Annotated in this window: 20 protein-coding genes; 8 read left to right on the top strand and 12 right to left on the bottom strand. The window is 62.4% G+C overall.

The genetic code is table 11. The annotated features are described in order from the left end of the window. The first annotated feature begins 189 nt into the window (after positions 1–189). On the top strand, positions 190–1,326 hold the full coding sequence (locus AKL28_RS01520; protein ID WP_082221320.1) for a GNAT family N-acetyltransferase: 1,137 nt from the start codon (positions 190–192) through the stop codon (positions 1,324–1,326). A 78-nt stretch (positions 1,327–1,404) separates the two neighbouring features. Here AKL28_RS01520 and AKL28_RS01515 read toward each other — a convergent pair whose 3' ends face one another. After that, the gene (locus tag AKL28_RS01515) at positions 1,405–2,439 is read right to left on the bottom strand and encodes a Fe(3+) ABC transporter substrate-binding protein (RefSeq protein ID WP_050466274.1); all 1,035 of its coding nucleotides are present in this window, start codon (positions 2,437–2,439) and stop codon (positions 1,405–1,407) included. Between the two features lie 383 nt (positions 2,440–2,822). Further along, positions 2,823–4,280, bottom strand: coding sequence for a Ppx/GppA phosphatase family protein (locus AKL28_RS01510; protein ID WP_050466273.1), 1,458 nt, complete (start codon positions 4,278–4,280; stop codon positions 2,823–2,825). Positions 4,281–4,552: 272 nt separating this feature from the next. On the opposite strand from AKL28_RS01510, the gene AKL28_RS01505 reads away from it, so the two are divergent. Continuing rightward, a complete protein-coding gene (locus tag AKL28_RS01505) occupies positions 4,553–5,320 on the top strand; it encodes an SAM-dependent methyltransferase (protein ID WP_050466272.1) in 768 nt (255 codons plus the stop codon). A gap of 107 nt (positions 5,321–5,427) precedes the next feature. Here AKL28_RS01505 and AKL28_RS01500 read toward each other — a convergent pair whose 3' ends face one another. From AKL28_RS01500 to AKL28_RS01485, 4 genes are all read right to left on the bottom strand, one after another. Beyond that, positions 5,428–6,480, bottom strand: coding sequence for a S49 family peptidase (locus tag AKL28_RS01500; RefSeq protein WP_050466271.1), 1,053 nt, complete (start codon positions 6,478–6,480; stop codon positions 5,428–5,430). Positions 6,481–6,533: 53 nt separating this feature from the next. Next, positions 6,534–6,908 (bottom strand): Rieske (2Fe-2S) protein, encoded by a 375-nt coding sequence (locus AKL28_RS01495; RefSeq protein ID WP_050466270.1) that lies wholly within the window; start codon positions 6,906–6,908, stop codon positions 6,534–6,536. Between the two features lie 74 nt (positions 6,909–6,982). Beyond that, the gene (locus tag AKL28_RS01490; protein ID WP_050466269.1) at positions 6,983–7,642 is read right to left on the bottom strand and encodes an HAD-IIIA family hydrolase; all 660 of its coding nucleotides are present in this window, start codon (positions 7,640–7,642) and stop codon (positions 6,983–6,985) included. A 115-nt stretch (positions 7,643–7,757) separates the two neighbouring features. Further along, complete coding sequence (locus AKL28_RS01485; RefSeq protein WP_050466268.1) at positions 7,758–8,816, bottom strand: RluA family pseudouridine synthase; 1,059 nt, start codon at positions 8,814–8,816, stop codon at positions 7,758–7,760. Positions 8,817–9,633: 817 nt separating this feature from the next. On the opposite strand from AKL28_RS01485, the gene AKL28_RS01480 reads away from it, so the two are divergent. The 4 genes from AKL28_RS01480 to moeA all read left to right on the top strand — a co-directional run bounded on the left by AKL28_RS01480 (position 9,634) and on the right by moeA (position 16,048). Then, entirely contained in the window at positions 9,634–12,714 is a 3,081-nt protein-coding gene (locus AKL28_RS01480; RefSeq protein WP_050466267.1) for an Rne/Rng family ribonuclease, read from the top strand. 275 nt (positions 12,715–12,989) lie between these two features. Then, complete coding sequence (moaA, locus tag AKL28_RS01475; RefSeq protein ID WP_050466266.1) at positions 12,990–14,108, top strand: GTP 3',8-cyclase MoaA; 1,119 nt, start codon at positions 12,990–12,992, stop codon at positions 14,106–14,108. Positions 14,109–14,141: 33 nt separating this feature from the next. Then, on the top strand, positions 14,142–14,756 hold the full coding sequence (mobA, locus tag AKL28_RS01470) for a molybdenum cofactor guanylyltransferase MobA (protein WP_050466265.1): 615 nt from the start codon (positions 14,142–14,144) through the stop codon (positions 14,754–14,756). After that, positions 14,753–16,048 carry a molybdopterin molybdotransferase MoeA gene (gene moeA / locus AKL28_RS01465; RefSeq protein ID WP_050466264.1) on the top strand — a complete coding sequence of 432 codons (1,296 nt, stop codon included), beginning with the start codon at positions 14,753–14,755 and terminating at the stop codon, positions 16,046–16,048. Before mobA ends, moeA begins: the two co-directional genes overlap by 4 nt. Before the next feature lie 133 nt (positions 16,049–16,181). On the opposite strand, the gene AKL28_RS01460 is transcribed toward moeA, so the two are convergent. The 5 genes from AKL28_RS01460 to AKL28_RS01440 all read right to left on the bottom strand — a co-directional run bounded on the left by AKL28_RS01460 (position 16,182) and on the right by AKL28_RS01440 (position 22,470). Further along, on the bottom strand, positions 16,182–17,648 hold the full coding sequence (locus AKL28_RS01460; protein ID WP_174525320.1) for a DNA recombination protein RmuC: 1,467 nt from the start codon (positions 17,646–17,648) through the stop codon (positions 16,182–16,184). A gap of 101 nt (positions 17,649–17,749) precedes the next feature. Continuing rightward, positions 17,750–18,151 carry a group II truncated hemoglobin gene (locus AKL28_RS01455; RefSeq protein ID WP_050466263.1) on the bottom strand — a complete coding sequence of 134 codons (402 nt, stop codon included), beginning with the start codon at positions 18,149–18,151 and terminating at the stop codon, positions 17,750–17,752. Positions 18,152–18,252: 101 nt separating this feature from the next. Further along, positions 18,253–20,751, bottom strand: coding sequence for an ABC transporter permease (locus AKL28_RS01450; protein ID WP_050466262.1), 2,499 nt, complete (start codon positions 20,749–20,751; stop codon positions 18,253–18,255). A gap of 108 nt (positions 20,752–20,859) precedes the next feature. Further along, positions 20,860–21,912: an NAD(P)-dependent alcohol dehydrogenase gene (locus AKL28_RS01445; RefSeq protein ID WP_050466261.1), complete on the bottom strand. Its 1,053-nt coding sequence runs from the start codon at positions 21,910–21,912 to the stop codon at positions 20,860–20,862. A gap of 204 nt (positions 21,913–22,116) precedes the next feature. Continuing rightward, positions 22,117–22,470: a hypothetical protein gene (locus tag AKL28_RS01440; RefSeq protein ID WP_050466260.1), complete on the bottom strand. Its 354-nt coding sequence runs from the start codon at positions 22,468–22,470 to the stop codon at positions 22,117–22,119. Between the two features lie 241 nt (positions 22,471–22,711). On the opposite strand from AKL28_RS01440, the gene AKL28_RS01435 reads away from it, so the two are divergent. Both AKL28_RS01435 and AKL28_RS01430 read left to right on the top strand, forming a co-directional pair. Further along, positions 22,712–23,104 (top strand): lysozyme inhibitor LprI family protein, encoded by a 393-nt coding sequence (locus AKL28_RS01435; RefSeq protein ID WP_050466259.1) that lies wholly within the window; start codon positions 22,712–22,714, stop codon positions 23,102–23,104. A gap of 175 nt (positions 23,105–23,279) precedes the next feature. Beyond that, the gene (locus AKL28_RS01430; RefSeq protein WP_050466258.1) at positions 23,280–23,579 is read left to right on the top strand and encodes a PsiF family protein; all 300 of its coding nucleotides are present in this window, start codon (positions 23,280–23,282) and stop codon (positions 23,577–23,579) included. Positions 23,580–23,666: 87 nt separating this feature from the next. On the opposite strand, the gene AKL28_RS01425 is transcribed toward AKL28_RS01430, so the two are convergent. Then, positions 23,667–24,329, bottom strand: coding sequence for a LysE family transporter (locus tag AKL28_RS01425; RefSeq protein WP_050466304.1), 663 nt, complete (start codon positions 24,327–24,329; stop codon positions 23,667–23,669). Positions 24,330–24,368: the final 39 nt, after the last annotated feature.

Here is a 24,368-nt window from a genome sequence, read left to right as displayed (position 1 = left end):
CCTCACCGTGCAACGCGGCCAGCGCGCCTTCTGGGAGCAACCCTCCGGGAGCGGCCAGCAAGCGTCGCCTGCCGTTGTTGTGGCTCCTTGCCGTAGCACCCTACGACGCGTCGCCACGCCTAGGCAGACAACGCTTGCTGGCCACTCGCACTCGTAAATTAAATGTTAACAGGCCCTAAATTGCAGTCAATGGATTATCGCACGCGAATCGTTTCTTCTCTGGCCGAGATCGGCCAACCGGCATGGGACGGCCTGGTCGCCGCCCAGGATGAAGCTACTCCCTTCCTGTCCTACGCTTTCCTGCACGCGCTGCATGAGAGCGGTTCGGCCTGCGCCGAGACCGGCTGGCAGCCGCATTACCTGACGGTCTGGCACGACGATGCGCTGGCTGCCGCCCTGCCGCTGTACCTGAAATCGCATTCCTACGGCGAATACGTCTTCGACTGGGCCTGGGCCGAGGCCTACCAGCGCCACGGCCTGGAGTACTACCCAAAATTGCTGTCAGCCATTCCTTTCACGCCGGTACGCGGCAGCCGCCTGCTGGCATGCGACGAACAGGCGCGCTCGGCGCTACTGGCGGCGTTGCAAGCCCTGCAGCAGGATGAAGCGCACTCCTCCACCCATATCCTCTATCCGCCGCCGGAGCAGGCCCAGGCGCTGGCCGACGCCGGTTTCCTGCTGCGCAGCGGCGTGCAGTTCCACTGGCATAACGACGGCTACGCCAGTTTCGAGGAATTCGCCAGTACGCTGGATCGCAAAAAACGCAAGAACATCCTGGCCGAACGGCGCAAGGTGGCCGAGCAAGGCGTGCGCTTTCTCACGCTGCGCGGCAAGGAGATCGATGAAGCGCACTGGCGTTTCTTCCACCGCTGCTACCGGCGTACTTACGCCGACCACTATTCCACTCCATACCTCAACCTGGATTTCTTCCTGCGCATCGGCCAAACCATGCCGCAGAACCTGCTCCTGACAGTAGCCCAGCGGGACGGAAAACCCATCGCCTCCTCGCTCACGATATACGACAGCAACTCGCTGTACGGCCGTTACTGGGGCGCGCTGGAGCATGTACCCTGCCTGCATTTCGAAACGGCCTACTACCAGCCGCTGGAATTCTGCATCGCCGGGAAGATCGCCTGGTTCGAAGGCGGCGCCCAGGGCGAGCACAAGATGGCGCGCGGCTTCCTGCCGCAAAAGACCTGGTCGGCGCATTGGCTGGCGCACCCCGGCTTCTACGATGCGGTTGAACACTTCCTGCAGCGCGAAAGCGGCGGCATCGACGACTACATGAGCGAACTGAACGACCGCAATCCGTTCCGCGGCGCATAACGCACTGCCCCCTTTCCCAAAAACGAAGGCCGGCATCCGCATGCAGCGGATGCCGGCCTTCTGCCATGGCGTCAGACGTTACTTGTAGCCGACGCGATCCAGCATTTGCAGTACCTTCTGCTGGTTGGCGCCGACCGCGCCAATGTTGATCACTTCCGCCTTGAACGACCCCATCTTCAGCAACGCCGGGTTATCGGTCTTGACGCTCTTGACCGCAGGCCACTCGTTATTGCCTTCGGCGAAATAGCGCTGCGCATTGTCGCTGGCCAGGTACTCCAGGAACTGCACTGCCTCGGCCTTGTGCGGCGCATGCTTGGCCACACCGCCGCCGGCGATGTTCACGTGGGCACCATAGCTCTTCTGGTTGGGCCAGACGATGCCGACCTTCTCCATCAGCGCCACGTCTTCAGGCTTGGTCGAGCGCAGCAGGCGCGCTACGTAATAAGAGTTGGAAATGGCGACACCGCACTCGCCCGAACCGACTGCCTTGATCTGGTCGGTGTCGCCGCCCACCGGCTGTCGCGCCTGGTTGGCAACCATGCCCTTGAGGATTTCCTCTGTCTTGGCAGCGCCGTTATGCTCCAGCAGGGAACCGAACAGCGAGACGTTGTAAGGGTGCGAGCCACTGCGGGTGCACAGCTTGCCCTTGTTCTTCGGGTCGGCCAGCGATTCATAGGTGTCCACATCTTCCGGCTTGACGCTGGCCTTGTTGTAGACGATCACGCGGGCGCGGGTCGAGAAGCCGAACCACTGGGCGCCGTCGCTGCCTTCCTTGCTGTGCAGGTTGGCCGGGATGCGCTCATCGAGCACCTTGGACTTGACCGGCTGGAACAAGCCGTCGCTTTGCGCTTTCCACAGGCGCGCGGCATCCACCAGCAGGATCACGTCAGCCGGGCTGGACGCGCCTTCGCTTTTGAGGCGGGCGATGATGCCGGCGTCGTCGCCGTCGATGCGGTTGATCTTGATGCCGGTGGTCTTGGTGAAATCGGCATAGAGCGCTTCGTCAGTCTGATAGTGACGCGCCGAATAGAGGTTGAGGACCTTCTCCTGGGCGACGGAAGACAGCGCGGTACCGGCCAGCAAAGCGCCGACCACGAGTTGACGAGAGAACATGGACCATCCTTTTCCAAAAAATTGACGAATGCCGCGGCCTTAGAACCTGTTCTTATCCGGGCTTCTTTTTTGGCGCTGGAGGCGGTCCGGGAAATGAAGCGGTTTGCCCGACCGGGAAACAGCAAGGTGCAGCACCTTGCGCTTCCGCAGAAATGGCATCGTGCGATGCCTTGTAATTGGTATGTGGGCCGTTGAAGCGGCACGTGCCTCGCCGCGAATCAAAAACCGGATGCGACTATATCACAAATAAGAAGCATTACCATTTAAATCCAAAGACCCCCACAATGCCCCAAAACATTCGATGGAAAATCCATCGCTGAAAACAAAATACCCCTGCCGGCTTACGACGGCAGGGGTATTGCAAAAACGGGAACACCAACCGGTCAGGCCAGAACCCTGACCGCAAAATCGACGCCGATACCGGCCCACCATTCCTGTTCCTTCTGGATCCAGAAAGAAATACTGGGATGTTCCTTGACATAATCGCGCCGGATTTCCAGCTCGATCTTGCTCTTGAACTTGACCTTCACCTTATCCAGGTCAAGCGTGATATGCGAATGCCGGAACATCACCGCCAGCCGCAACGCCAGCACCGATTTGGCAAAATCGACATCGGCCAGCATCTCGCTGATCTTCTTCAAGTTGCCCTTCTGCCCCAGGATCAGCGTGCTCATCAAGCGTTGCTCACGCGTGGTGAAGCCCGGCAGGTCGGCGTTGGCGATCAGGTAGGACGAATGCTTGTGGTAACCGGTGGGCGATACCACCAGGCCCGCCTCATGCAGCAAGGCACTCCAGTACAGGTAACGCGCATAGGAGTCGGTGGCCGGCTTGAGCAGCTGGAAAAAGCCCAGCGCCGTATCGGCCACGCCATGGGCGCGCGCCGCATCGACATGGAAGCGGTGGGAGAAATCATCCACCGACATATCGCGCCGGTCCGCCTTGGTGGCGCGCAACTGCAGGTCCCACATCACGCCCATGCGCAATCCGGCTTCCACCGGTGTGACGACCTCAATGCCAAATTCCTGCATGAAACCGATCAGCACCGCCAACCCCCCCATGATGACGCCAGCGCGATCGGGCTTCATGCCATCCAGCTCGATCTGGCTCACGTGACCGAAGTCGATCAGGCGCTGCATCAGGTCTTCCAGGCCGGCCGGCGTGACGCGGCCATCGCCCATGCCGTTGCGGGCGATCGTATCGGCAATGGCGCGGATGGTGCCGGAAGAGCCATAGATGTTGACGCTGTCACTGAAGCTGAACAGATGCACCGCATCCTCGACATACGAGCGCGCCGACAGGATCGCGCGCTCAAAGGCGACAGCGGTGATCGCGCCATCCGGGAAAAACGCCAGGCTCTGGTTAACGGTGCCGATGCCAAAGGATTCGACATGGCGGATATGTCCACCCAGGCCGCGAATGACCTCGGTCGAACCACCGCCGATATCGATCACCATGCGCTCTTCATTGGGCTCGGCCAGCACGCCGGCCACCCCCATGTAGATCAGGCGCCCCTCTTCTTCGCCGGAAATGATTTCGACCGGATAACCGATGGCGCGCTCCAGCTCCGGCAACAGCTCGTGTGCGTTCTTGGCCACGCGCAAGGTATTGGTCGCCACGACGCGTACAGCGTCCAGCGAGTAGTCGCGCAGGATGGCGCGGAAACGGGTCAGCGAATCGAGCGCGCTCTTGCATGCTTGCTCGGTGAGATAACCATTCTTGTCGATACCGGCCGCCAGGCGGATAGGGTCGCGCGCGCTCTTGATGACGCGGATACTGTCGTTTTCATATTTTCCGATATGCAAACGAAAGCTGTTGGAACCGAGATCTACCGCTGCAAACATTCATTCCCTTCCGAACGATTCCAAGCATTCAGCGATGCTTAAAAATACTTAAAACGATTTAACCCGATAACACTGGCCAAGCAGACAAGATAATCGGCTTACGTGACAGTTTGATGACACTTTGGCGTACCTGAAGCGCCATACGGCACATCGTCCATCCCATCTTTCCATGGCTGCCGCCCGCAAAGCCGCGCGCAGCCTGTAAAATGACGATTCTGTACGCAGCATTGCGACACGAATATTATTTTATACAATTTATTCAATTTTCTCCGATGCCGGGCACTCTTTATCTGATACCCAACACCCTTGGCCCTGTCGACATTCCCCTTCAGGAAGATGGCACGCCGCACCCGCTGGACGCCATCATCCCGCGCGAAGTACAAGCCGTGGCCGCGCGACTGGATTATTTCGTCGCCGAAAACGCCAAGACTACGCGCGCCTTCCTGAAACTACTGGGCAGTTGCCAGGCGCTGTCCAAACCCATCCAGGAAATCGGCATCGCCGAGCTTAACGTCAATACCGACGCTTCGGCCTTGCCTGCCCTGCTGGCGCCGCTGCGCGAAGGCCGGGACGGCGGGTTGATTTCCGAAGCCGGGGTGCCTGCAGTGGCCGATCCGGGCGCCAACCTGGTGCGCATGGCCCACCAGCATGGCATCCAGGTGCGTCCGCTGGTCGGCCCGTCATCGCTGCTGCTGGCGGTGATGGCCAGCGGGCTGAACGGCCAAAGCTTCGCCTTCAACGGCTACTTGCCCACCGATGCCGATGCGCGCAGCAAGCGTATCCGCCAACTGGAAGATCGCTCGCGCAAGGAAAAGCAGACCCAACTGCTGATCGAAACGCCTTACCGTAATGCCGCCATGCTGGAAGCATTGTCCAGTCATTGCCAGAGCAACACGTTGGTGTGCGTGGCGACCGACTTGAGCTTGCAGACGGAGTCGGTGCGCACGCAGACAGCGGGGCAATGGAAAGCTGCACTGGCGGCTGGCAAGGGGCCGGATTTCCATAAGAAGCCGACGGTGTTTTTGTTATTGGCGGATTGAAGATACCCATGCCCTCCTGATAAAAATCAGGCCGTATTTCATTCGGATCGCACAAAACAGAAGGCCGGCTGTGTATCAGCCGGCCTTCTGTTTTCCGGTCACCGCGTTCAGCGCAACGAAGGCAGCGTCGACGACATCATTGTCTTGGCAACACCAGCCCCGAAGGCCACGCCGAACTTCTTCAACACGCGCTCGGAAAGGTTCTCGGTCTGGGTGTAGTCGACTACGTCTTCAGCCTTGATCACATCGCGCGCCACGCTGTCGACCGTACCATAGCCATCCGCCAGGCCCAGTTCGACGGCCTTGGAACCGGTCCACACCAGGCCGGAGAAAGTCTCGGGCGTTTCTTTCAGCCGCGTGCCGCGGCCCTGGCGCACCACTTCGATGAACTGCTGGTGGATCTCATCCAGCATGGCCTGCGCATACTCACGCTGCTTGGCGCTTTGCGGGCTGAACGGATCGAGGAAACTCTTGTTCTCGCCGGCCGTCAGCAGGCGACGCTCGACGCCCACCTTGTCCATCAGCCCGGTGAAGCCGAACCCGTCCATCAGTACGCCGACCGAACCGATCAGGCTGGCCTTGTTGACGTAAATGCGATCAGCCGCGGCGGCGATGTAATAACCGCCGGAGGCACACATTTCCTCGACCACCACGTAGATCGGCTTCTTCGGATACTCCTTGCGCAGGCGGGTGATCTCGTCGTTGATCATGCCGGCCTGCACCGGGCTGCCGCCGGGGCTGTTGATCTTGAGGATCACGCCGACCGAATCGGCTGCGGCGAAGGCCTTGTCCAGCGCCGGGATCACCACGCCGGCCGAGCCCTGGCCTTCCGATTCGATGGTGCCCTTGATTTCCACCAGCGCGGTATGCGTACCCAGCGGTTGGCTCTCGGTCTTGCCGTAGGTAAAGGCCATCCAGACGCCGAACACGATGACCATCAGGATCACGATGCGGAAGAAGATGCTCCAGCGGCGCCGCGCGCGCTGTTCCTTGACCGCGAACAGCGCCAGCTTTTCCAGCACGTCGCGCTCCCAACCGGTGTGTTTCTTGTCGTCGCGCCCAGCCTTGGACGCGGCAGCCGGCTCCGGGGCAGGCGAAGGCGAAGGCGTGGCGCCGGTCTGCGGCGGCGATTGGGGATTCTCGAATTCGTTATTGCTCATATGCTCACTCAAAACGAAAGGCGCTCATGCGCCTTCGCGGATTGCCCCGAGGCTCATGCCTCGGCAGCCTTGACCAGTTCGTCCGGGCGCCAGTAAATCCGGCCATCCCGCTCTACCGTCATGATCTTACGCAAATGCGCACCGGTACAAGGGCCGCCTTCGCATTTTCCGGTATCGGGCGCATAAACCGCGCCATGTGTTGCGCACATGAGATACAAGCCGCTGGATTCAAAGAATTCGCCCTCGAACCAGTCCAGTTCCACCGGCACATGCGCACAACGGTTCAGGTAACCATACACCTGGCCGCCATAGCGCACCACGAAGCCGCTGGTATCGTCGCCCCGCACTGTGACAGGAAAGCGCTTGCCTTTGCCACCCTCTTCAATCTCGGTCGAGGCGCAAATGTCGATGTCGGTCTGGCTGCTCATGGCGTTGGCAATGATCTGGCGATGGCGGAAGGCAGCGGCACCATGCCGCTTGCCAGGGTCGGAATTGGTTGATGTCAGGCGTTATCGGTGAGCCATTGGTGCAGCTCGCGGATGGATTTGGCGGAATACAGCGGGTTGAGCGCTTCCAACTGCGCCACCGGATGCGCGCCGAATTCTACCGCAACGCCTTTGGCGCCGGCGTTGATGGCCATCTGCAGGTCGTGAGTGGTGTCGCCGATCATCAGCGTGCGGCCCATGTCCTGGCCCAGTTCGCGCGTCAACTCCTGCAGCATGGCCGGATGCGGCTTGGAAAAGGTCTCGTCGGCACAGCGGGTGGCGTCGAACACCGACAGCAGGCCGGTGCTATTCATCGCGCGGTTCAAACCCACCCGGCTCTTGCCGGTGGCCACCGCGAGGAAATAGCCTTGTTGCGACAAGTCGGCCAGCATCTCCGGAACGCCATCGAACAGCGTGAGATCCTTGTCCTGCCCCAGGTAATGGTGACGGTAGCGCTCGACGATGCGCGGATAATATTTGGGATCGACGTCAGGAATGGCCGCCTGCATGGCGTCCTGCAGGCCCAGCCCGATCACGTAGGAGGCGGCGCTCTTGTCGGGAATCGGCAGCCCGAGATCCCGTGCGGCCGCCTGAATGCAGCGCACGATGGTCGAGGTGCTGTCCATCAGGGTACCGTCCCAGTCGAAGACGATCAGGTCGAATTGCTTTCTAGCCATGTTTTCTGTTCACTCTCGGCAAGCCCGCCGGCATCGCGACGATGGCCGGGCGGACATGCATAATTGTTAATGCCGGCCAGAAAGTATCACATCCGGCGCACCGCGGCACTCATCTTCAATCGCCCGCGGACTGGCCGGACCATACCGGATCGCTGCCGACATCTTGCAGGCTGCGCAGGAAATTCTCGCACTCGGCCGGCAAGGCGGCTTTCAGCGTCACGGTCTCGCCGCTGTCGGGATGGGTAAAGCTGATCTGCCAGGCATGCAGGAACATGCGCTTCAAGGCGATGCGCTTGCCATCGGCCTTCTGCAGCGCCTTGTTCAGTGCGAAATCGCCGTACTTGTCATCCCCTACGATCGGGAATCCGCTGGACGACAGGTGAACCCGGATCTGGTGCGTGCGTCCGGTCTTGAGTTCTGCTTCCAGCAGGGCAAACTCGCCGAAACGTTGCAGCAGGGAAAACACCGTATGCGATGCCTGGCCGTCGGCCTGCACCCGCACCCGCCGCTCGCCGTCAGGCGTGCTGTATTTGAATAATGGCAACTTGATGTGCTGGCGGGCATTCTTCCAGTCGCCCTGCACCAGGGTCAGGTAGCGCTTGTCGGTCACGCCGTCGCGCATCTGGTCATGCAGGTTGGTCAGGGCCGAACGCTTCTTGGCGATCAGCAGCACGCCGGATGTGTCGCGGTCGAGCCGGTGCACCAGTTCCAGGAACTTGGCCTGCGGACGCGCCGCGCGCAATTGTTCGATCACGCCATAGCTCACGCCCGAGCCGCCGTGCACCGCTACGCCGGCCGGCTTGTCGATCACCAGCATATGGCTGTCTTCAAGCAAGATCCGGAATTCGGCGCCGGGCACGGCAATTTCTTGTCTTTCTGCAACTCGTATTGGTGGAACGCGCACCACATCGCCGTCGACCAGGCGGTAGGTCTGGTCGATGCGGCCTTTGTTGACGCGCACCTCCCCCGACCGCAGGACACGATAGATATGGCTCTTGGGAACGCCTTTGCAGATCCGCAGCAGGAAATTGTCGATCCGCTGTCCGGCGTCTTCTTCGGAAATGGTCAGCAACTGCACTTGAGGGACGCTGTGCGAGCCTGCTGCGTTCCGGGGAGCTGCCGCCGTTTTGGCGGATTCAGAAGCCCCCCTAGAAAATCTCGCTAAGTCCTTCATTTTGAATATATAATCGTTCGACGCTGGTCAAAAAACAGCGTCAGTAGAATAAAAAGGAACATTCTACACAAGAGGAGACTTCGTCAGCCTCGCGAATTGCAAAATTGACGAAGGGGGCCCCGAAAATGACGACGTGCGGCACTGCAGATGCCCAAAACGGCGCTGCAACGGCTCGATCAAGCCAGATCAAGCAGCCGTAAATGCCGCCCGACTGACTACCAAGGCCTCGAAACGAGTACGCACCTTCCCTGCGCGAGTCTAGTTTGCACCGCAGTTGCAATCGGATAACGCACTTGGAAGTGGAACAGAATTGTTTGGATCATCAGGATAAAAGTCTGGCAAGACTCGCATCCGGTGGCCCGGATTCTGGATCGCAGCGCACAGCCCGCTGGCAACAAGCAGCGCAACAAGCGGTTGGCCTACATGGCCGGCCGCGATTTGCAGCGCTTTGCCCGGGCCGGGCCGCGAACCAAAGCCGGATCACCGCGAAGCTTGCCGGTTGATGCATTGAACCCGATCGCCGTCGCCAACCCATATAAACATGAATCGTTTGGCTCCACAGACCAGCTTACCGTCCGCAGCAGACTGCGCGACCGCCTATGGCGGAGCGCGCGGCGCGGATACGGCGCTGCCCGGCGTTCCCGTCCAGCGCATCCGCGCCCCGTTGTGCTTGAGTGCTTTATAAACTGCACTCCACACAGTAAGGCAATTCCCTCCCCGATCACTTCCGTTCTCGCGTACATCCCCTGTACTTTTGGCGTCGACTCCGCAACCGGACGGCGCCATTTGAAGGATCTTCGGATCCCGGAGTGAAAACATGAAACGTATGTTGTTCAACGCTACGCAGCAGGAAGAGCTGCGCGTAGCCATCGTTGACGGTCAGAAACTGATCGACATCGATATCGAAACGACCGGACGCGAACAACGCAAGTCCAACATCTACAAGGGTGTCATCACCCGCATCGAACCCTCGCTGGAAGCCTGCTTCGTCAACTACGGCGAAGAGCGGCACGGTTTCCTGCCTTTCAAGGAAGTGGCCCGCACCTACTTCAAGGAAGGCATCGATGTCCGCAATGCCACCATCAAGGAAGCGCTGCGCGAAGGCCAGGAAATCATCGTCCAGGTTGAAAAGGAAGAGCGCGGCAACAAGGGCGCCGCCCTGACCTCGTTCATCTCGCTGGCCGGCCGCTACCTGGTGCTGATGCCCAACAACCCGCGCGGCGGCGGCGTCTCGCGCCGCGTCGAAGGCGAAGACCGCCAGGAACTGCGCGAAACCATGGACAAGCTGGACCTGCCCGGTGGCATGTCCGTCATCGCCCGCACCGCAGGCATCGGCCGCAACGTCGACGAACTGCAGTGGGACCTGAACTACCTGATGCAACTGTGGCGCGCCATCGAAGGCGCCGGCCAATCGGCATCGGGCGCCTTCCTGATCTACCAGGAATCCTCGCTGGTCATCCGCGCCATCCGCGACTACTTCCAGCCCGACATCGGCGAAATCCTGATCGACACCGACGACATCCACGACCAGGCCCAGCAGTTCATGGCCCACGTGATGCCGGACATGGTCCATCGCGTCAAGCGCTACCGCGACGACGTGCCGCTGTTCTCGCGTTTCCAGATCGAACACCAGATCGAAACCGCCTACTCGCGTACCGTGCCCCTGCCCTCCGGCGGCGCCATCGTGATCGACCACACCGAAGCCCTGGTCTCGGTGGACGTCAACTCGGCGCGCGCCACCCGCGGCAGCGACATCGAGACCACCGCGTTCCACACCAACCTTGAAGCGGCCGACGAAGTGGCCCGCCAGTTGCGCCTGCGCGACCTGGGCGGCCTGATCGTGATCGACTTCATCGACATGGAGAACAGCAAGAACCAGCGCGAAGTCGAAGGCCGTCTGAAGGATGCCCTGCACCACGACCGCGCCCGCGTCCAGATGGGCAAGATCTCGCGCTTCGGCCTGATGGAACTGTCGCGCCAGCGCCTGCGTCCGTCGCTGTCGGAAGGCAGCCACGTGACCTGCCCGCGCTGCAACGGCACCGGCCACATCCGCGATACCGAATCGTCCGCATTGCAAGTCCTGCGAATCATCCAGGAAGAGGCAATGAAGGAAAACTCCGCCGCCATCCATGTGCAGGCGCCGGTTGATGTCGCTGCCTTCCTGTTGAACGAGAAGCGCGGCGAAATCCTGAAGATCGAAACGCGCCATCGCGTCACGGTCATCATGATCCCCAACAAGCACCTGGAAACCCCGCACTACAAGATGGAACGGATCAAGCACGACGATCCGCGCCTGGACGACGCCCAAGCCAGCTACGCCATGGCTGAACAGGCCGACACCGACATCGGCTACAGCAAGCGCCAGAAGGAAGACGTCAAGCCGCGCCAGGAAGCCGTGGTCAAGGGCATCACCCCGGACCAGCCCGCTCCCATCGTCGAGCGCCGCGTCCCCGAAGCAGCTCCCGTGCCACCGCCGACCCTGGCGCCTGAATCGGGCCTGCTGGGCAAGATCTTCAGCTTCTTCCGCAAGAAACCCGTCGCTCCAGTGCCTGCCCCGGCTCCGGTCGAAGCCAAGGCCCCGGCCAAGCGCGAGGGCGATCGCAACAACCGCGACCGCAACGGCCGTAACCGCAACCGCAGCGAACGCAGTAATGAACGTGGCGGCGAGCGCAATCCGCGCAACCGCGATGGCAGCCAGGCTGCCCCTGAGCTGAAGGCAGGCGAGGCGGCCATCGAAGGCAAGCAGCAGCGCTCGCCGCGTCCGCCGCGCGAAGGCCGTGAACCGCGCGAGCCGCGTGACACCCAAGCCCGCGAAGGCCAGGAAAACAAGGAAGGCCGCCGCGAACCGCGCGAAAGCCGTGAACCGCGTGAAGGCCGCGAAGGTCGTGAACAACGCGAACCGCGCCAGCCACGTGAACCGCGCGCACCGCGCGGCGAACGCAAGGAAGCCAAGTCCGAAGAGGCGCTGCCGCTGGAAGCCGCACTGGCTGCCGACGCCGCAATCTCTACTGGAACGGTAGCAATCGCGTCCGACGAGCAAACCACCCAGGTGGAAGGTGCACAGGTCGAAGCCGGCGAAGGCGCAGAAGCGTCCGAAGGCGGCACCGAACCGCGCCGCCGCCGCCGCCGTGGTGGCCGCAACCGCCATCGCCGCGAACGCGACGAAAACGGCAATGTGATTGAAGAAGGTTCGGAAGCCGGCAACGCTGATGCTGCTGATGGCGCCGACAACGCCACCACCGCCGCAGTGGTTGGCCAAGCTTCTGGCGAAGCAGCCGATGCTGCCATCGCACAAGCTTCCTTTGCCGCATCGCCGGTTCCGCAAGCCATTGCAGCTGAAACGCCTGCAGTTGCAGCGCCTGTCGAAAGCGCAGCCACCGTTGAAAGCGGCGTGAACTCGGTGGAAGCCGTCGCTGCCGCCGCAGCGGAAGCGACCGAAGCGGTATTCGCACGCAGCGAACCGATCGAGCCGCCGGCACAGTCCATCGATGCCAGCTTTGCCCCGGCGCCGGCCTTTGAACCGGTCCAGGCTCCCGCTGCCGTTCTGGCTGCATCGGAAGCTCCTGTGGAGTTGGTACAAACGGTACAAGCTGCCGAACCCGTCAGCGCCCCGTCGGCACCGCAGCAGATCAGCTTGCTGGACGCGACTGAAACTGCGCCGGCTGCATCGGCTCCGCAAGCTCCGGTGCAAACCGCAGGCAAGCCCGCGCAGTGGGACTCGCTGAACCAGATGCTGTCCCAAGCCGGCCTGACCCTGGCCACGACCGACCCGGTCAAGCTGCAGGCGGCACAGGCAGCTGCGGCCGACTTCGTGGCGCCCCCCCGTGTGCCGCGCGAACGCAAGCCGTTGCCGCCTCAATCGACCGAACCGTTGGTCCAGGTTGAGACGCGCCACTGATTTGCTTGAGCAGTGATGAAAAAGGGAGCTTCGGCTCCCTTTTTCTTTGATAGGAAGCGGCCGTGGTTACAGTTAAGTACCCGGAAGATAGATACAGTGGCAACGGCGCCATGCGGCCCACAAGCGCCAGCCATGCAGCCCTTGCCCGCAAAGCCTCTTGCAGCATGGAACCACCGCCTGCTCATGCCCGCCGACAATAGCGAATATGCATAATTGTGCATCTACCCCGTATTGCCAGCCGTGCTATCGTTACATATCTGTATCAGCCAGCCCGTATGAACAAGCGCGTCATTCCCATCGTTGATTTTCGGCAAGCCATGCCATTGGGCCTGGGAGCAGGCATGTTGCCCGTTCCCACGGAGCCGGTCGGCCTGCTGGGCGACGCATTGGGGCGGCCCCTGCACGATCTGCGCATCTCCGTGACGGATCGCTGCAACTTCCGTTGCGTCTATTGCATGCCCAAGGACGTCTTCGACAAGCAATACCAATTCCTGCCGCACTCGGCCCTGCTCACCTTCGAGGAAATCACCCGTGTGGCGCGCCAGTTCGTGGCGCATGGCGTGCACAAGATCCGCCTGACCGGCGGCGAACCGCTGCTGCGCAAGAACATCGAACGCCTGGTCGAGATGCTGGCCGCGCTGCGCACGCCCGAAGGGCGTGAAATCGACCTCACCCTGACCACCAACGGCACCTTGCTCAAGCAAAAGGCCCAGGCCTTGAAAGACGCAGGCTTGAAACGCGTGACCGTCTCGCTCGATTCGCTGGACGACGAAAACTTCCGCCGCATGAACGACGTCGATTTTCCGGTGGCGCGCGTGCTGGAGGGCATCGAAGCCGCGTACGCCGCGGGCCTGGGGCCGATCAAGATCAATATGGTGGTCAAGAAGGGCCTGAACGACCACGAGATCCTGCCGATGGCGCGCCGTTTCAAGGGCACGTCCGCTATCCTGCGTTTCATCGAATACATGGACGTGGGCAGTTCCAACGGCTGGCGCATGGACCAGGTCGTCCCCTCCAATGAAGTGGTGCGCCGCATCGCCACCGAACTGCCGCTGGTCGAAGCCGATCCCAACTACACCGGCGAAACCGCCGAGCGCTGGCGCTATGCCGACGGCAGCGGTGAAATCGGCGTCATCTCCAGCGTCACCCACGCCTTCTGCCAGGATTGCTCGCGCGCCCGCCTGTCCACCGAAGGCCGCGTCTATACCTGCCTGTTTGCCAGCGAAGGCCACGACCTGCGCGGCATCGTACGCAACGGCGGCAGCGATGCCGAACTCGCCGGCGCCATTGCCCGGCTGTGGCATCAGCGCGGCGACCGCTATTCCGAATTGCGCAGCGAGCAGCAAGATGCGCGCGCACTGCGCAAGGTCGAGATGTCCTACATCGGCGGCTAGGCCGTACGCCGCCCCTTTCCCTCACACCGCATCATGTCAGCCGTACCTGCCATTGCCGCCAGCCATATCACCGGCCTCGTCCTGGCTGGCGGACGCGCCACGCGCATGGGCGGCGTCGACAAAGGCCTGCAAGAGCTGCACGGCAAGCCGCTTGCCCAGCACGTGCTGGAACGGCTGGCGCCGCAGGTCTGCACGCTGGCGGTCAACGCCAACCGCTCCCAGCAACGCTATGCCGCCTTCGGCTATCCGATCTGGCACGACCTCTCGCCCGACTTCCCCGGCCCTTTGGCCGGCCTGCAATGCGGGCTCTCGCACTGCACCACGCCGTTTCTGGCCACTGCTCCCTGCGATTCGCCGCTGATTCCTTACGACCTGGTCGCACGGCTGGCCGATGAACTGATCGCCAGCGGCGCCGACGCCGCCTTCGTCGTCACCGGAAAGGAAGACAACAGGCAACGCCATCCGGTATGCTCGCTGCTGAGAAAGTCGACATTGCCCTCACTTGACGCCTTCCTCGCCGCCGGCGAACGCAAGATGGAATTCTGGTTCGCCACGCTGCAATACGTGGAAGTCGATTTCCCCGACGAACGCGCCTTCTGCAATATCAACACCGGGCTGGAACTGCAGCAGCTCGAACAAGAACGATGACCCAGACCTCCCCGCATTCCCTCAACGACATCATCAGTTGCATCAGCGGCTACGATCCCAACGCCATGACGGTGACGCAAGCGCAAAGCGTCATCCATGACTTCATCCGTCCCATCGAAGCGATGGAAAAAGTCGCCATCCGCAGCGCCCTGGGCCGCGTACTGGCGCAAGACATCGTCTCCCGCATCGACGTGCCTGCCCACGACAATTCAGCCATGGACGGCTACGCCATGCGCGGCGAAGATATCGCCGCAGGCAATGAGGTGCGCCTGGCGATCGCCGGTGCGGCGCATGCCGGCGCCAGCTTCGACGGCGAAGTCCTGCGCGGCCAGTGTGTGCGCATCATGACCGGCGCCCCCATGCCTTCCGGGTGCGATACCGTGATCCCGCAAGAATTGGCCGCCGATGCCGACCTGCAAGGCGTCACCATCCCCGCCGGCCGCGTGCGCCCCGGCGACAACCGCCGCCTGCGCGGCGAAGACCTGGCGATCGGTACCGTGGCGCTGCCGCGCGGCAGGCAATTGCGCCCTTCCGACATCGGCCTGCTGGCCTCGCTCGGCGTTGCCGAAGTACCGGTACAGCGCCGCCTGCGCGTGGCGTTCTTCTCCACCGGCGATGAATTGCGCTCGGTGGGCGAGCAGCTCGATCCGGGCTGCGTCTACGACTCCAACCGCTACACCTTGCACGGCATGCTCACGCGCCTGGGCTGCGACATCCTCGACATGGGCGTGGTGGGCGACGATCCGGCCGCACTGGAAGCAGCCTTCCGCAGCGCCTGCGAGGAAGCCGACGCAGTCATCACCTCCGGCGGGGTCTCGGTCGGCGCCGCGGACTACACCAAACAGATCATGGCCAGCCTGGGCGACATGCTGTTCTGGAAAATCGGCATGCGCCCCGGCCGCCCGCTGGCCTTCGGCCATATCGCCTCGAAAGGCCGCGACGCCTACCTGTTCGGCTTGCCGGGCAATCCGGTAGCGGTGACGGTGAGTTTCTATTTCTTCGTGCGCGATGCCCTGCTGCGCCTGGCCGGTGCCGAAGCATCGCCGCTGCCGCGCCTGCGCGTGAAATCGGCCGGCGCCATCCGCAAGAAGGCCGGCCGCACCGAATACCAGCGCGGTATCCTCGTGCCCGATGAACACGGCATATGGTCGGTGAAACTGACAGGCGCCCAGGGCTCGGGCGTGTTGCGCTCGATGTCGGATGCGAATTGCATCATTGAGCTGGAACATGAGCGCGGGGATGTGGCGGTGGGAGAAGAAGTATCGGTGGTGTTATTCGACGGCTTGGTTTGACGCCGCGGCGCTACTACAAGCCTTAGTTGTCCCGGCGCAGGCCGGGACCCAGTGTCGTTCAGCCGTCCGATGCATCCAACCAACCATAAGAAAGGGACGGCAAGCCGTCCCTTTTTCGTTACTTCCCTGCGCCTCACACACCTTCGGTGTCATCCCCCAGATCCAGCTCCTCCGTCCCCAGCAGCTTCTGCGCGCTCTCGGACGGCAAGGCTTCGACCGACTTGAGCTTGCGCGTCATCTGGCGCGTACGCGTTTCGGCCTGGTCGATGTTCTTGGCTGCACGCTCCAGTGCAAGCTTGGTCGAGGCCAGCACATCGCCGAACTTGCCGAACTCGGTCTTCACCGCGCCCAGCACCTGCCACACTTCCGACGACCGCTTCTCCAGCGCCAGCGTGCGGAAGCCCATCTGCAGGCTGTTCAGCAGGGCCGACAAGGTCGATGGCCCGGCGATGGTAACGCGATGCGTGCGCTGCAGGTCATCCGACAGGCCGGGACGGCGCATCACTTCCGCGTACAGGCCCTCGGTCGGCAGGAACAGGATGGCGAAGTCGGTGGTCAGCGGCGGCGACAGGTATTTCTCGGCAATGGTCTTGGCCTCATTGCGCACCGCGCGCTCCAGCTCCTTGCCGGCGGTCGCAACGCCATCGGCATCGGCGCGTTCGGCGGCATCCACCAGGCGCTCGTACTGCTCCTTCGGGAACTTGGCATCGACCGGCATCCACACCGGCGTCGCATCATCCTTGGCGCCCGGCAGGCGGATGGCGAATTCCACGCGCTCACCGCTGCCCGGCACGGTCTCGACGTTCTTGGCGTACTGGTCGGGCGTGAGCATCTGCTCCAGCAAAATCTCCAGTTGCACTTCGCCCCAGGTGCCGCGTGTCTTGACGTTGGTCAGCACGCGCTTCAAGTCGCCCACGCCGGTGGCCAACTGCTGCATCTCGCCCAGGCCCTGGTGCACCTTGTCCAGGCGGTCGGAAACCAGCTTGAAAGACTCGCCCAGGCGCTGCTCCAGCGTGGCATGCAGCTTTTCATCGACGGTCTTGCGCATCTCTTCCAGCTTCTGCGCGTTGTCGTTTTGCAGATCCTTGATCTTGGATTCCAGCGTGGCCCGCACTTCGGCCATGCGCTGGGAGTTGGATTCGGTCAGCGCCGACAACTGCTGGTTCAGGGTATCGCCAAAGCGCTTCAACGACACCGCCTGCTCCTCGCGGTTGACCTGGGCCTGCAGCGTCATCGACTGGCGCATGCCGTCGAGCTGCTGGGAATTGGTTTCATTGAGCTTCACCAGTTGCTGGGCGAAACCATCGATCTGGTTGTTCTGCAGCGTCGCCACGCTGGATATCTGCGTAGCCAGCGTCTGCTGCAGCTGGGCGAAATTGGCGCCCAGTTCCTGCCGCGTGCTTTGCGCGCTGGCCTGCACCTGGGTACGCAGTTCGCGTTCGATGCGTTCGCCGGTGTCTTGCTGGTGGCGCTGCAGGTCCAGCTTGAGCTGCTGCAAGGCAGCTGTATCGTCCTTGCGTCCGGAACGGACCAGCACCAGGATTTGCAGCACGATGCCAACCGCAACCAGGCCGGCAAGTATCAGTTCAAAGGATGTCATGGAACAGAAGAAATTGCGGCCCGCGCATCGCTGTCACAGGCCTTGGGAGAAAGATATGCCATGGTGCGCGATTGCGGCGCCCGGCGCAAGCGCAAGACGTTTTATTCCGCCTTGTTACGCATCCAGTCGGCGGTCTGGTAAAAGGCCGCCAGCAGGCGCTTTTGCAGCTCCTCGGACAGGCCCACATCCTGCATCGCCCACGCCATGCAGCGCAGCCACTGGTCGCGTTCGGATACGCCGATGGGAAAAGGCAGATGGCGCGCGCGCAGGCGCGGATGGCCGAACTGCTCGATGTACAGGTTGGGGCCGCCGGTCCAGCCGGACAGGAACATATAGGTCTTTTCGCGCGAACCGTCCAGCGAAGGCGGATGCAGCGCGCGGATACCTGCGAACTCAGGCTCCAGGTCCATCAGGTCGTAAAAACGGTCGACCATTTCGCGCAGTTTTCCTGCGCCGCCGATCAGGTCGAAAGTGGTCGGCTGATTGGGATCTTCGATTTGCATAAGACCGCCATGATACCGCAGCGCGCCCCTCGCCGCTGCCCGCACAGCCGCCGCAAGGCGGCATGGCGGCGGCTTTCCGACAACAATTTGTCTGGATCGGATCAGGCCTCGCGCAGCGTCTGCAGCGGCGGACGGCCCAGCACGTGGCGCAACCCGGCCCAGCCGCCGATGGCCGAACACCCGGCGCCGATGGCCATGCCGGCTACCCATACCAGCGGGCTTAAGGTCCAGTCGAAATTGAATACGTAATGCGCCAGCGCCCAACCGATGGCGGCGGCGCCGCTGGCTGCCAGCAAGCCTGCCACCGAGCCCACCAGCAGCACCTCGATGCGTTGCGCCCGGGAAAGCTCGGCCCGCGTCGCGCCCAGCGCCCGCAACAGCCCCGCCTCGCGCACCCGCTCGTCCTGCGAGCCGGCCAGCGCCGCATACAGCACCAGCACGCCGGAGCACAGCGTGAACAGGAACAGGAATTCAACCGCCGAAATCACCTGCCCCACCACGTCCTGGATCTGGCGCAGCACGTTGCCGATATCGACCACGGTCAGGTTCGGAAAATCGCGCGTGAGCGTATTGCCCAGCGCCTCCTGCGACGGCGCCAGATGGAAGGCGGTGATCCAGCTTTGCGGCGCGTCGCGCATCGCCGCCGGGTTGATGATCACGAAGAAGTTCACCCGCAGCGAGCCCCACTCCAGCTTGCGCAGGCTGGTCACCGGCACATCCACCAGCTGGCCGGCGATATCGAACTGCAGCCTGTCGCCCAGCTGGATCCCCAGCGTCTGCGCCAGGCCGCGCTCGACGGAGGCTTCCGGCTTGCTATCGTCATACCAGCGGCCGGCCACGATACCGTTGCCGGGCGGGATGTCCTTCATGGTCGAGAGGTTGAACTCGCGGTCGACCAGGCGCTTGGCACGGTCTTCCTTGTAGTCGGCTGCGCTGATCTGGCGGCCGTTGATCTGCACCAGGCGGCCACGGATCATCGGATAGAGCTGCGGCTGCCCGACCCCGCCCTGCTTCAATGCGCCGGCCACCGCTTCGCGCTGGTCGGCCTGGATGTTGATCACAAAACGGTTGGGCGCATCCGGCGGTGTCGCTTGTTGCCAGGCGCCGACCAGGTCGCCGCGGATCACGGTCAGCAGCAGCAATGCCATCAGGCCCAGCCCCAGCGCCACCACCTGCATCACGGCCGCTGCCGGGCGGCGCTGCAAGCCGTCGATGGCGAAGCGCCAGCTCTGGCTGTCGAACCAGCCGCGCAGCGAGCGCAAGGCACGCAGGCACAGCCACGCCACCAGCGCAAATAGACCAAAACCACCGAGGAAACCGGCAACCGTCAACAGGCCCAGCTTGAGGTCGCCTGCCTGCCACAGCAGCAAGCCTGAAAATACCAGCGTGCCCAGCACATAGGTCAGTACCGTCAGGGTCTGCGGCGTGCCCTGCTCGCGGCGGATCACGCGGTTGTGCGGCACATTGCGCAGTTGCAGGATGGGCGGCAGCGCAAAACCCACCAGCAACAGCAAGCCGGTGGCCATGCCTTGCAGCGCCGGCTGCCAGCCGGCCGGCGGCAATGCGGTCGGCATGAAACGTCCCAGCCATTGCAGCAGCGCCAGATGGGCGGCATAACCGAGCGCCACCCCGATGGCGCTGGCGGCCAGGCCGACCAGCACGAATTCGATCAGGTACAGCGCCGTGACCTCGTTTTGCGTCATGCCGAAACAACGCAGCATGGCGCAGGCATCCAGATGGCGCATCATGAAACGGCGCGCCGCCATGGCCACCGCCAGCGCCGCCAGCATGGCCGACAACAACCCCACCAGCGACAGGAATTGCTCGGCACGATCCAGCGTGGCGCGCATTTCAGGGCGGCCGTTCTCCAGCGACTCGATGCGCACGGCGCGCATCTTCTGCGCCTCGATCTGCCGCTCCACTTCCTGCTGGAAGACTTTGACCGGCTCCGGCGCGCCTGCCAGCAGCAAGCGGTAGGTGACACGCGAGCCCACCTGCACCAGGTTGGTGGCGGCCAGGTCGCTGTCGGCCAGCATCACGCGCGGCGCGAAATTGACAAACGCGCTGCCGCGGTCCGGCTCCACCGAAATGACATCAGCGATACGGAAATCCTTGTCGCCCAGCTTCAACGTGCCGCCCACGCGCACATTCAGTTCGGACAATATCTGCGGATCGACCCAGACGGTGCCTGCCGGTGGAACGCCGCCGGCAACATGGTCACCGCCGTCCGCGCCTTGCAGCTTCAACTGGCCGCGCAGCGGATAACCCGGCGTGACTGCCTTGATCGATGACAGCACCGAACGCGCCTGCTCGCCTTCACCGGCCTGGGCCATGCTGGGGAACACGACGGTCTGTGCCTGCGCCAGGCCGCGATCCTGCGCCTGCTGCAGCCACTGCGCCGGCATCGGCTGGTCGGCAGCGACCAGCAGGTCGGCGCCCAGCAGTTGGTGGGCGTCGCGCGTCATGCCCGCGCGCATGCGGTCGGCAAAAAAGCTGACGGAAGACAATGCCGCCACCGCAACGATCAATGCGATCAGCAGGAAGCGCAACTCGCCTGTGCGCCAGTCGCGCCGGGTCATGCGCAATGCTTGTTCAAACATGCCGGGGCCAATTCCTAATCGGAGTAAGGTTAAGGAGATACAAAACAATAAGGAAGCGGCCTCTGCCGCCGCAAGGCTGGCAGGCCACCTCTCGTTGGCTGATGTCGCTCAGGCTGCCAGCGACGCCATGTCAATGACGAAACGGTACTTCACATCGCTCTTGAGCATGCGCTCGTAAGCCTGGTTGATGTCCTGGATCTTGATGATCTCGATGTCGGAGTGGATGCCGTGCTCGGCGCAGAAATCCAGCATTTCCTGGGTTTCCTGGATGCCGCCGATGAGCGAACCGGCCAGGTGGCGGCGCTTGAAGATGAAGTTGGCCACCGATGGCGATGGGTGCGGATGCTCCGGCAGGCCGACCAGCGTCATGGTGCCTTCACGCTTCAACAGCACCATGAAGGCGTCCAGATTGTGCTGGGCGGCCACGGTGTTGAGGATGAAGTCGAAGCTGTTGGCATGCGCAGCCATCTGCGCCGCATCCTTGGACACCACCACTTCATCGGCGCCCAGGCGCAGCGCATCCTCCCGCTTGTCCGGTGAAGTGGTGAACAGCACCACGTGCGCCCCCATCGCATGCGCCAGCTTGACGCCCATGTGGCCCAAGCCGCCCAGGCCGACAATGCCGACCTTGTGGCCGGGGCCGACCTTCCAGTGGCGCAGCGGCGACCAGGTGGTGATGCCCGCGCACAAGAGCGGCGCGGCGCCGGCCGGGTCCAGCTTGTCGGAGACGGACAGCACGAACTTCTCGTTGACCACGATGTTGTTGGAGTAGCCGCCGTAGGTGTAGCCGCCGCTGACCTTGTCCGGCGCGCTGTAGGTGCCGGTGAAGCCGTTCTCGCAGTACTGCTCCAGGCCTTCGCCGCAGCTCGGGCAAGTCTGGCAGGAGTCCACCATACAGCCGACGCCGACGGTCTGGCCGACCTTGAACTTGGTGACATGCGCGCCGACCTTGGTGACGCGGCCGACGATCTCATGGCCCGGCACTACCGGGAACGCAGTCCCCTTCCATTCGTCGCGCGCCATGTGCAGGTCGGAATGGCAGACGCCGCAGAACAGGATGTCGAGCTGCACGTCATGCGCACCGACTTCGCGCCGCTCGAAGCTGAACGGCGCCAGCGGGGAAGAGGCATTTTGTGCGGCGTAGCCTTGTGATTTCAGCATGGGAAAATCCTTTCGGAAACAGGAGAGGAAAATAGCCATCCGCCGCCAACCAGCGAAGACGGATGGGCTGGAGTTCTGGTTTTCAGCGGCGAAACCGAAACGGCATTGCGCCGCCAGCTTGAGCTAAGAGCCGGCCGCAGAAAACCCAGCCATGGTAATACTATGCCGCCGATCTTGCTGACGACAGCAACAAGCGGCCGGCCATCAACGCAACCACAAGGCCGCCAGCCCCACGGCCAGCAATACGCAACATGCCATCAGCGCCCGCGTGCGCCGCCTCACCGCATCGAGGGCGGCAACCAGTTGGGCATTCTGTTCGGCCAGCGTGTTGATCAGCCTGCTCGCCTCCAGTTGCTCAACTTCCAGCTGTTCGATGCGTGCGGCCAGTTGCGCCGTGTCGCCTGGCGCGAGTATCGTGCCTTCGTGCGCTTCAGCTTCCGACTTGGCGCGGCGTGTGCGCGACCAAAGATCGCGGGCGCCGCGCACAATACCGGGCGTGGCTTGCACTACATCGACCCAGGGGATCAATTTGAGGGCGGACATCCAGCTCAGTCCCATTGACGGCACTCCTTTCAGCAATCAGAAACGGCTTGTTGCAATTGGCCGAGAACCTCGGCCCTGCTTGCTCTTCTAAGAACCAGTTTGCACGGCTCCCTGAAGATCGCAGACAACAACTCACTAAGACAAGCAAAACCCGATTTTATCCCGTTGGATGCACATGTCCCCAACCGATGCCGTTCGTTTCCCTCATGAAAATGTCGGCAGTCTCATGTGCGCCAGCCTTTACGGAGAAATACCCATGACACCATCCATCCGCTTTGCCCTGCTGCTGGCCCTGTGCGGCGCCAGCGCCGGCGCTTACGCACTGGATTGCAGCAAGGCCTCCACCCAGGCCGAGATCAACGGCTGTGCCGCCCGGGATCTCAGCCAGGCCGACACCGAACTCAATGAAACCTATCTGGCTTACCGGGCGAAACTGCGCCTGGCACAGCAGAACCAGATCCGCGATGTGCAGCTCGCCTGGATCAAGTATCGCGACCTCTCCTGCAGGTTTGAGAGTTCCAACGTGGCCGGCGGTTCAGCCGCCGGCATGGTGCTGCAGAATTGCCTGGCCGACAAGACGCGTCAGCGCACCAAGGAACTCCAGGCGTTGTCCGGCTGCCAGGAAGGCGATCTTGCCTGCGTACGTTGAGCGCGTCCCCCGCTAGGCAGGCGCTGGCTTTCATGCTGTAATGCCTCCGTCTGCGGACTACAGTCCATGCCGGCATCCCAAGGGCCTGTTCCCATTGGATCTATGAGTACAAGCAGCCAGCCTCTGCGGATCCAATGGGAACAGGCCCGAATCCACACTGTCCAGGGAGATTCCAATGAAAAAAATGCTGATCGCTATCGCTTCTTTCGCACTGGCCACCCCGCTGCTGCTAGCTACCCCCGCCATGGCGGAGAATTCGCAACAAACCAAGATGGCCGCCTGTAACAAGGATGCCACCGGCAAAAAAGGCGATGAACGCAAAGCCTTCATGAAAGATTGCCTGTCCAACAAGCCCGCACAGCCCCAGCCAATGACGCAGCAAGACAAGATGAAGCAGTGCAATGCCGATGCCACCGGCAAGAAGGGTGACGAACGCAAGGCCTTCATGTCTTCCTGCCTGAAGAAAGACAAGTAAGCACCTGCCGACCGTCGTCGGCTATGCTGCAAACAACAAGCCCCGGCATGCCGGGGCTTGTTGTTTGGGAACCTACACGCTACCTGCTCAATGCGTCGTACGCTTGAAGAAAAACAGGCCCGCGCCGACCAGCATCAATACCCCACCGAAAAATCGGTTCTGCGCCTTGACGGCCTTTTGGTTGCGGAAGAAGCGCTGCAAGCGGCTGGCAGCAAAAGCATAGCCATGCATCACCACCAGGTCCACTGCCACCATGGTCACCGCCAGCACCAGCAGTTGCAGCCACAGCGGACGGTCGTGGTCGATGAATTGCGGCAGTACCGCCACCATGAAGACGATGCCCTTGGGGTTGGTGGCATTGGTCAGGAAACCAGTCATACAACGCTGCCACCAGGCCTGGCCGCGCGTGGCCACCGCATTGGCATTGGCCGCGTCGAGCGCTTCGCCCTCTTTCTTTTCCACCGCCACCGGTGCGCGCCACTGCGAGAAACCCAGATAGATCAGGTAGGCAGCCCCCAGCACCTTGATCGTATTGAAGGCGGCTTCGGATGCCACCAGCAGCGAGCCCACGCCGGCGCCGGCGATGACCAGGATCACCACCAACGCGATCTCCAGCCCAAGGATCGTGGCGCTGGTGCGGCGCACGCCGTAGTTAAGGCCGTGGCTCATCGACAAGACCGCGCCCGATCCGGGTGAAACGGCGATCACGCAAGCGGCGATAAAGAATGCGAACCAAGTTTGATAAGCCATGAAACTCTCGATGATGCGGTTGGAAAAGCTCAACATTAT

It is taken from the genome of Herbaspirillum chlorophenolicum (assembly GCF_001189955.1).
Taxonomy (GTDB): domain Bacteria; phylum Pseudomonadota; class Gammaproteobacteria; order Burkholderiales; family Burkholderiaceae_D; genus Herbaspirillum; species Herbaspirillum chlorophenolicum.
This window is presented reverse-complemented; position numbering and strand designations above follow the sequence as displayed.

Coding starts and splice junctions, on each gene's coding strand:
- AKL28_RS01490 (WP_050466269.1), bottom strand. CDS start 7,642: ATGGCTAGAAAGCAATTCGACCTGATCGTCTTCGACTGGGACGGTACC.
- AKL28_RS01430 (WP_050466258.1), top strand. CDS start 23,280: ATGAAAAAAATGCTGATCGCTATCGCTTCTTTCGCACTGGCCACCCCG.
- moeA (WP_050466264.1), top strand. CDS start 14,753: ATGACCCAGACCTCCCCGCATTCCCTCAACGACATCATCAGTTGCATC.
- AKL28_RS01425 (WP_050466304.1), bottom strand. CDS start 24,329: ATGGCTTATCAAACTTGGTTCGCATTCTTTATCGCCGCTTGCGTGATC.
- AKL28_RS01520 (WP_082221320.1), top strand. CDS start 190: ATGGATTATCGCACGCGAATCGTTTCTTCTCTGGCCGAGATCGGCCAA.
- mobA (WP_050466265.1), top strand. CDS start 14,142: ATGTCAGCCGTACCTGCCATTGCCGCCAGCCATATCACCGGCCTCGTC.
- AKL28_RS01450 (WP_050466262.1), bottom strand. CDS start 20,751: ATGTTTGAACAAGCATTGCGCATGACCCGGCGCGACTGGCGCACAGGC.
- AKL28_RS01435 (WP_050466259.1), top strand. CDS start 22,712: ATGACACCATCCATCCGCTTTGCCCTGCTGCTGGCCCTGTGCGGCGCC.
- AKL28_RS01515 (WP_050466274.1), bottom strand. CDS start 2,439: ATGTTCTCTCGTCAACTCGTGGTCGGCGCTTTGCTGGCCGGTACCGCG.
- AKL28_RS01505 (WP_050466272.1), top strand. CDS start 4,553: ATGCCGGGCACTCTTTATCTGATACCCAACACCCTTGGCCCTGTCGAC.
- AKL28_RS01510 (WP_050466273.1), bottom strand. CDS start 4,280: ATGTTTGCAGCGGTAGATCTCGGTTCCAACAGCTTTCGTTTGCATATC.
- moaA (WP_050466266.1), top strand. CDS start 12,990: ATGAACAAGCGCGTCATTCCCATCGTTGATTTTCGGCAAGCCATGCCA.
- AKL28_RS01495 (WP_050466270.1), bottom strand. CDS start 6,908: ATGAGCAGCCAGACCGACATCGACATTTGCGCCTCGACCGAGATTGAA.
- AKL28_RS01460 (WP_174525320.1), bottom strand. CDS start 17,648: ATGACATCCTTTGAACTGATACTTGCCGGCCTGGTTGCGGTTGGCATC.
- AKL28_RS01500 (WP_050466271.1), bottom strand. CDS start 6,480: ATGAGCAATAACGAATTCGAGAATCCCCAATCGCCGCCGCAGACCGGC.
- AKL28_RS01440 (WP_050466260.1), bottom strand. CDS start 22,470: ATGGGACTGAGCTGGATGTCCGCCCTCAAATTGATCCCCTGGGTCGAT.
- AKL28_RS01455 (WP_050466263.1), bottom strand. CDS start 18,151: ATGCAAATCGAAGATCCCAATCAGCCGACCACTTTCGACCTGATCGGC.
- AKL28_RS01480 (WP_050466267.1), top strand. CDS start 9,634: ATGAAACGTATGTTGTTCAACGCTACGCAGCAGGAAGAGCTGCGCGTA.
- AKL28_RS01445 (WP_050466261.1), bottom strand. CDS start 21,912: ATGCTGAAATCACAAGGCTACGCCGCACAAAATGCCTCTTCCCCGCTG.
- AKL28_RS01485 (WP_050466268.1), bottom strand. CDS start 8,816: ATGAAGGACTTAGCGAGATTTTCTAGGGGGGCTTCTGAATCCGCCAAA.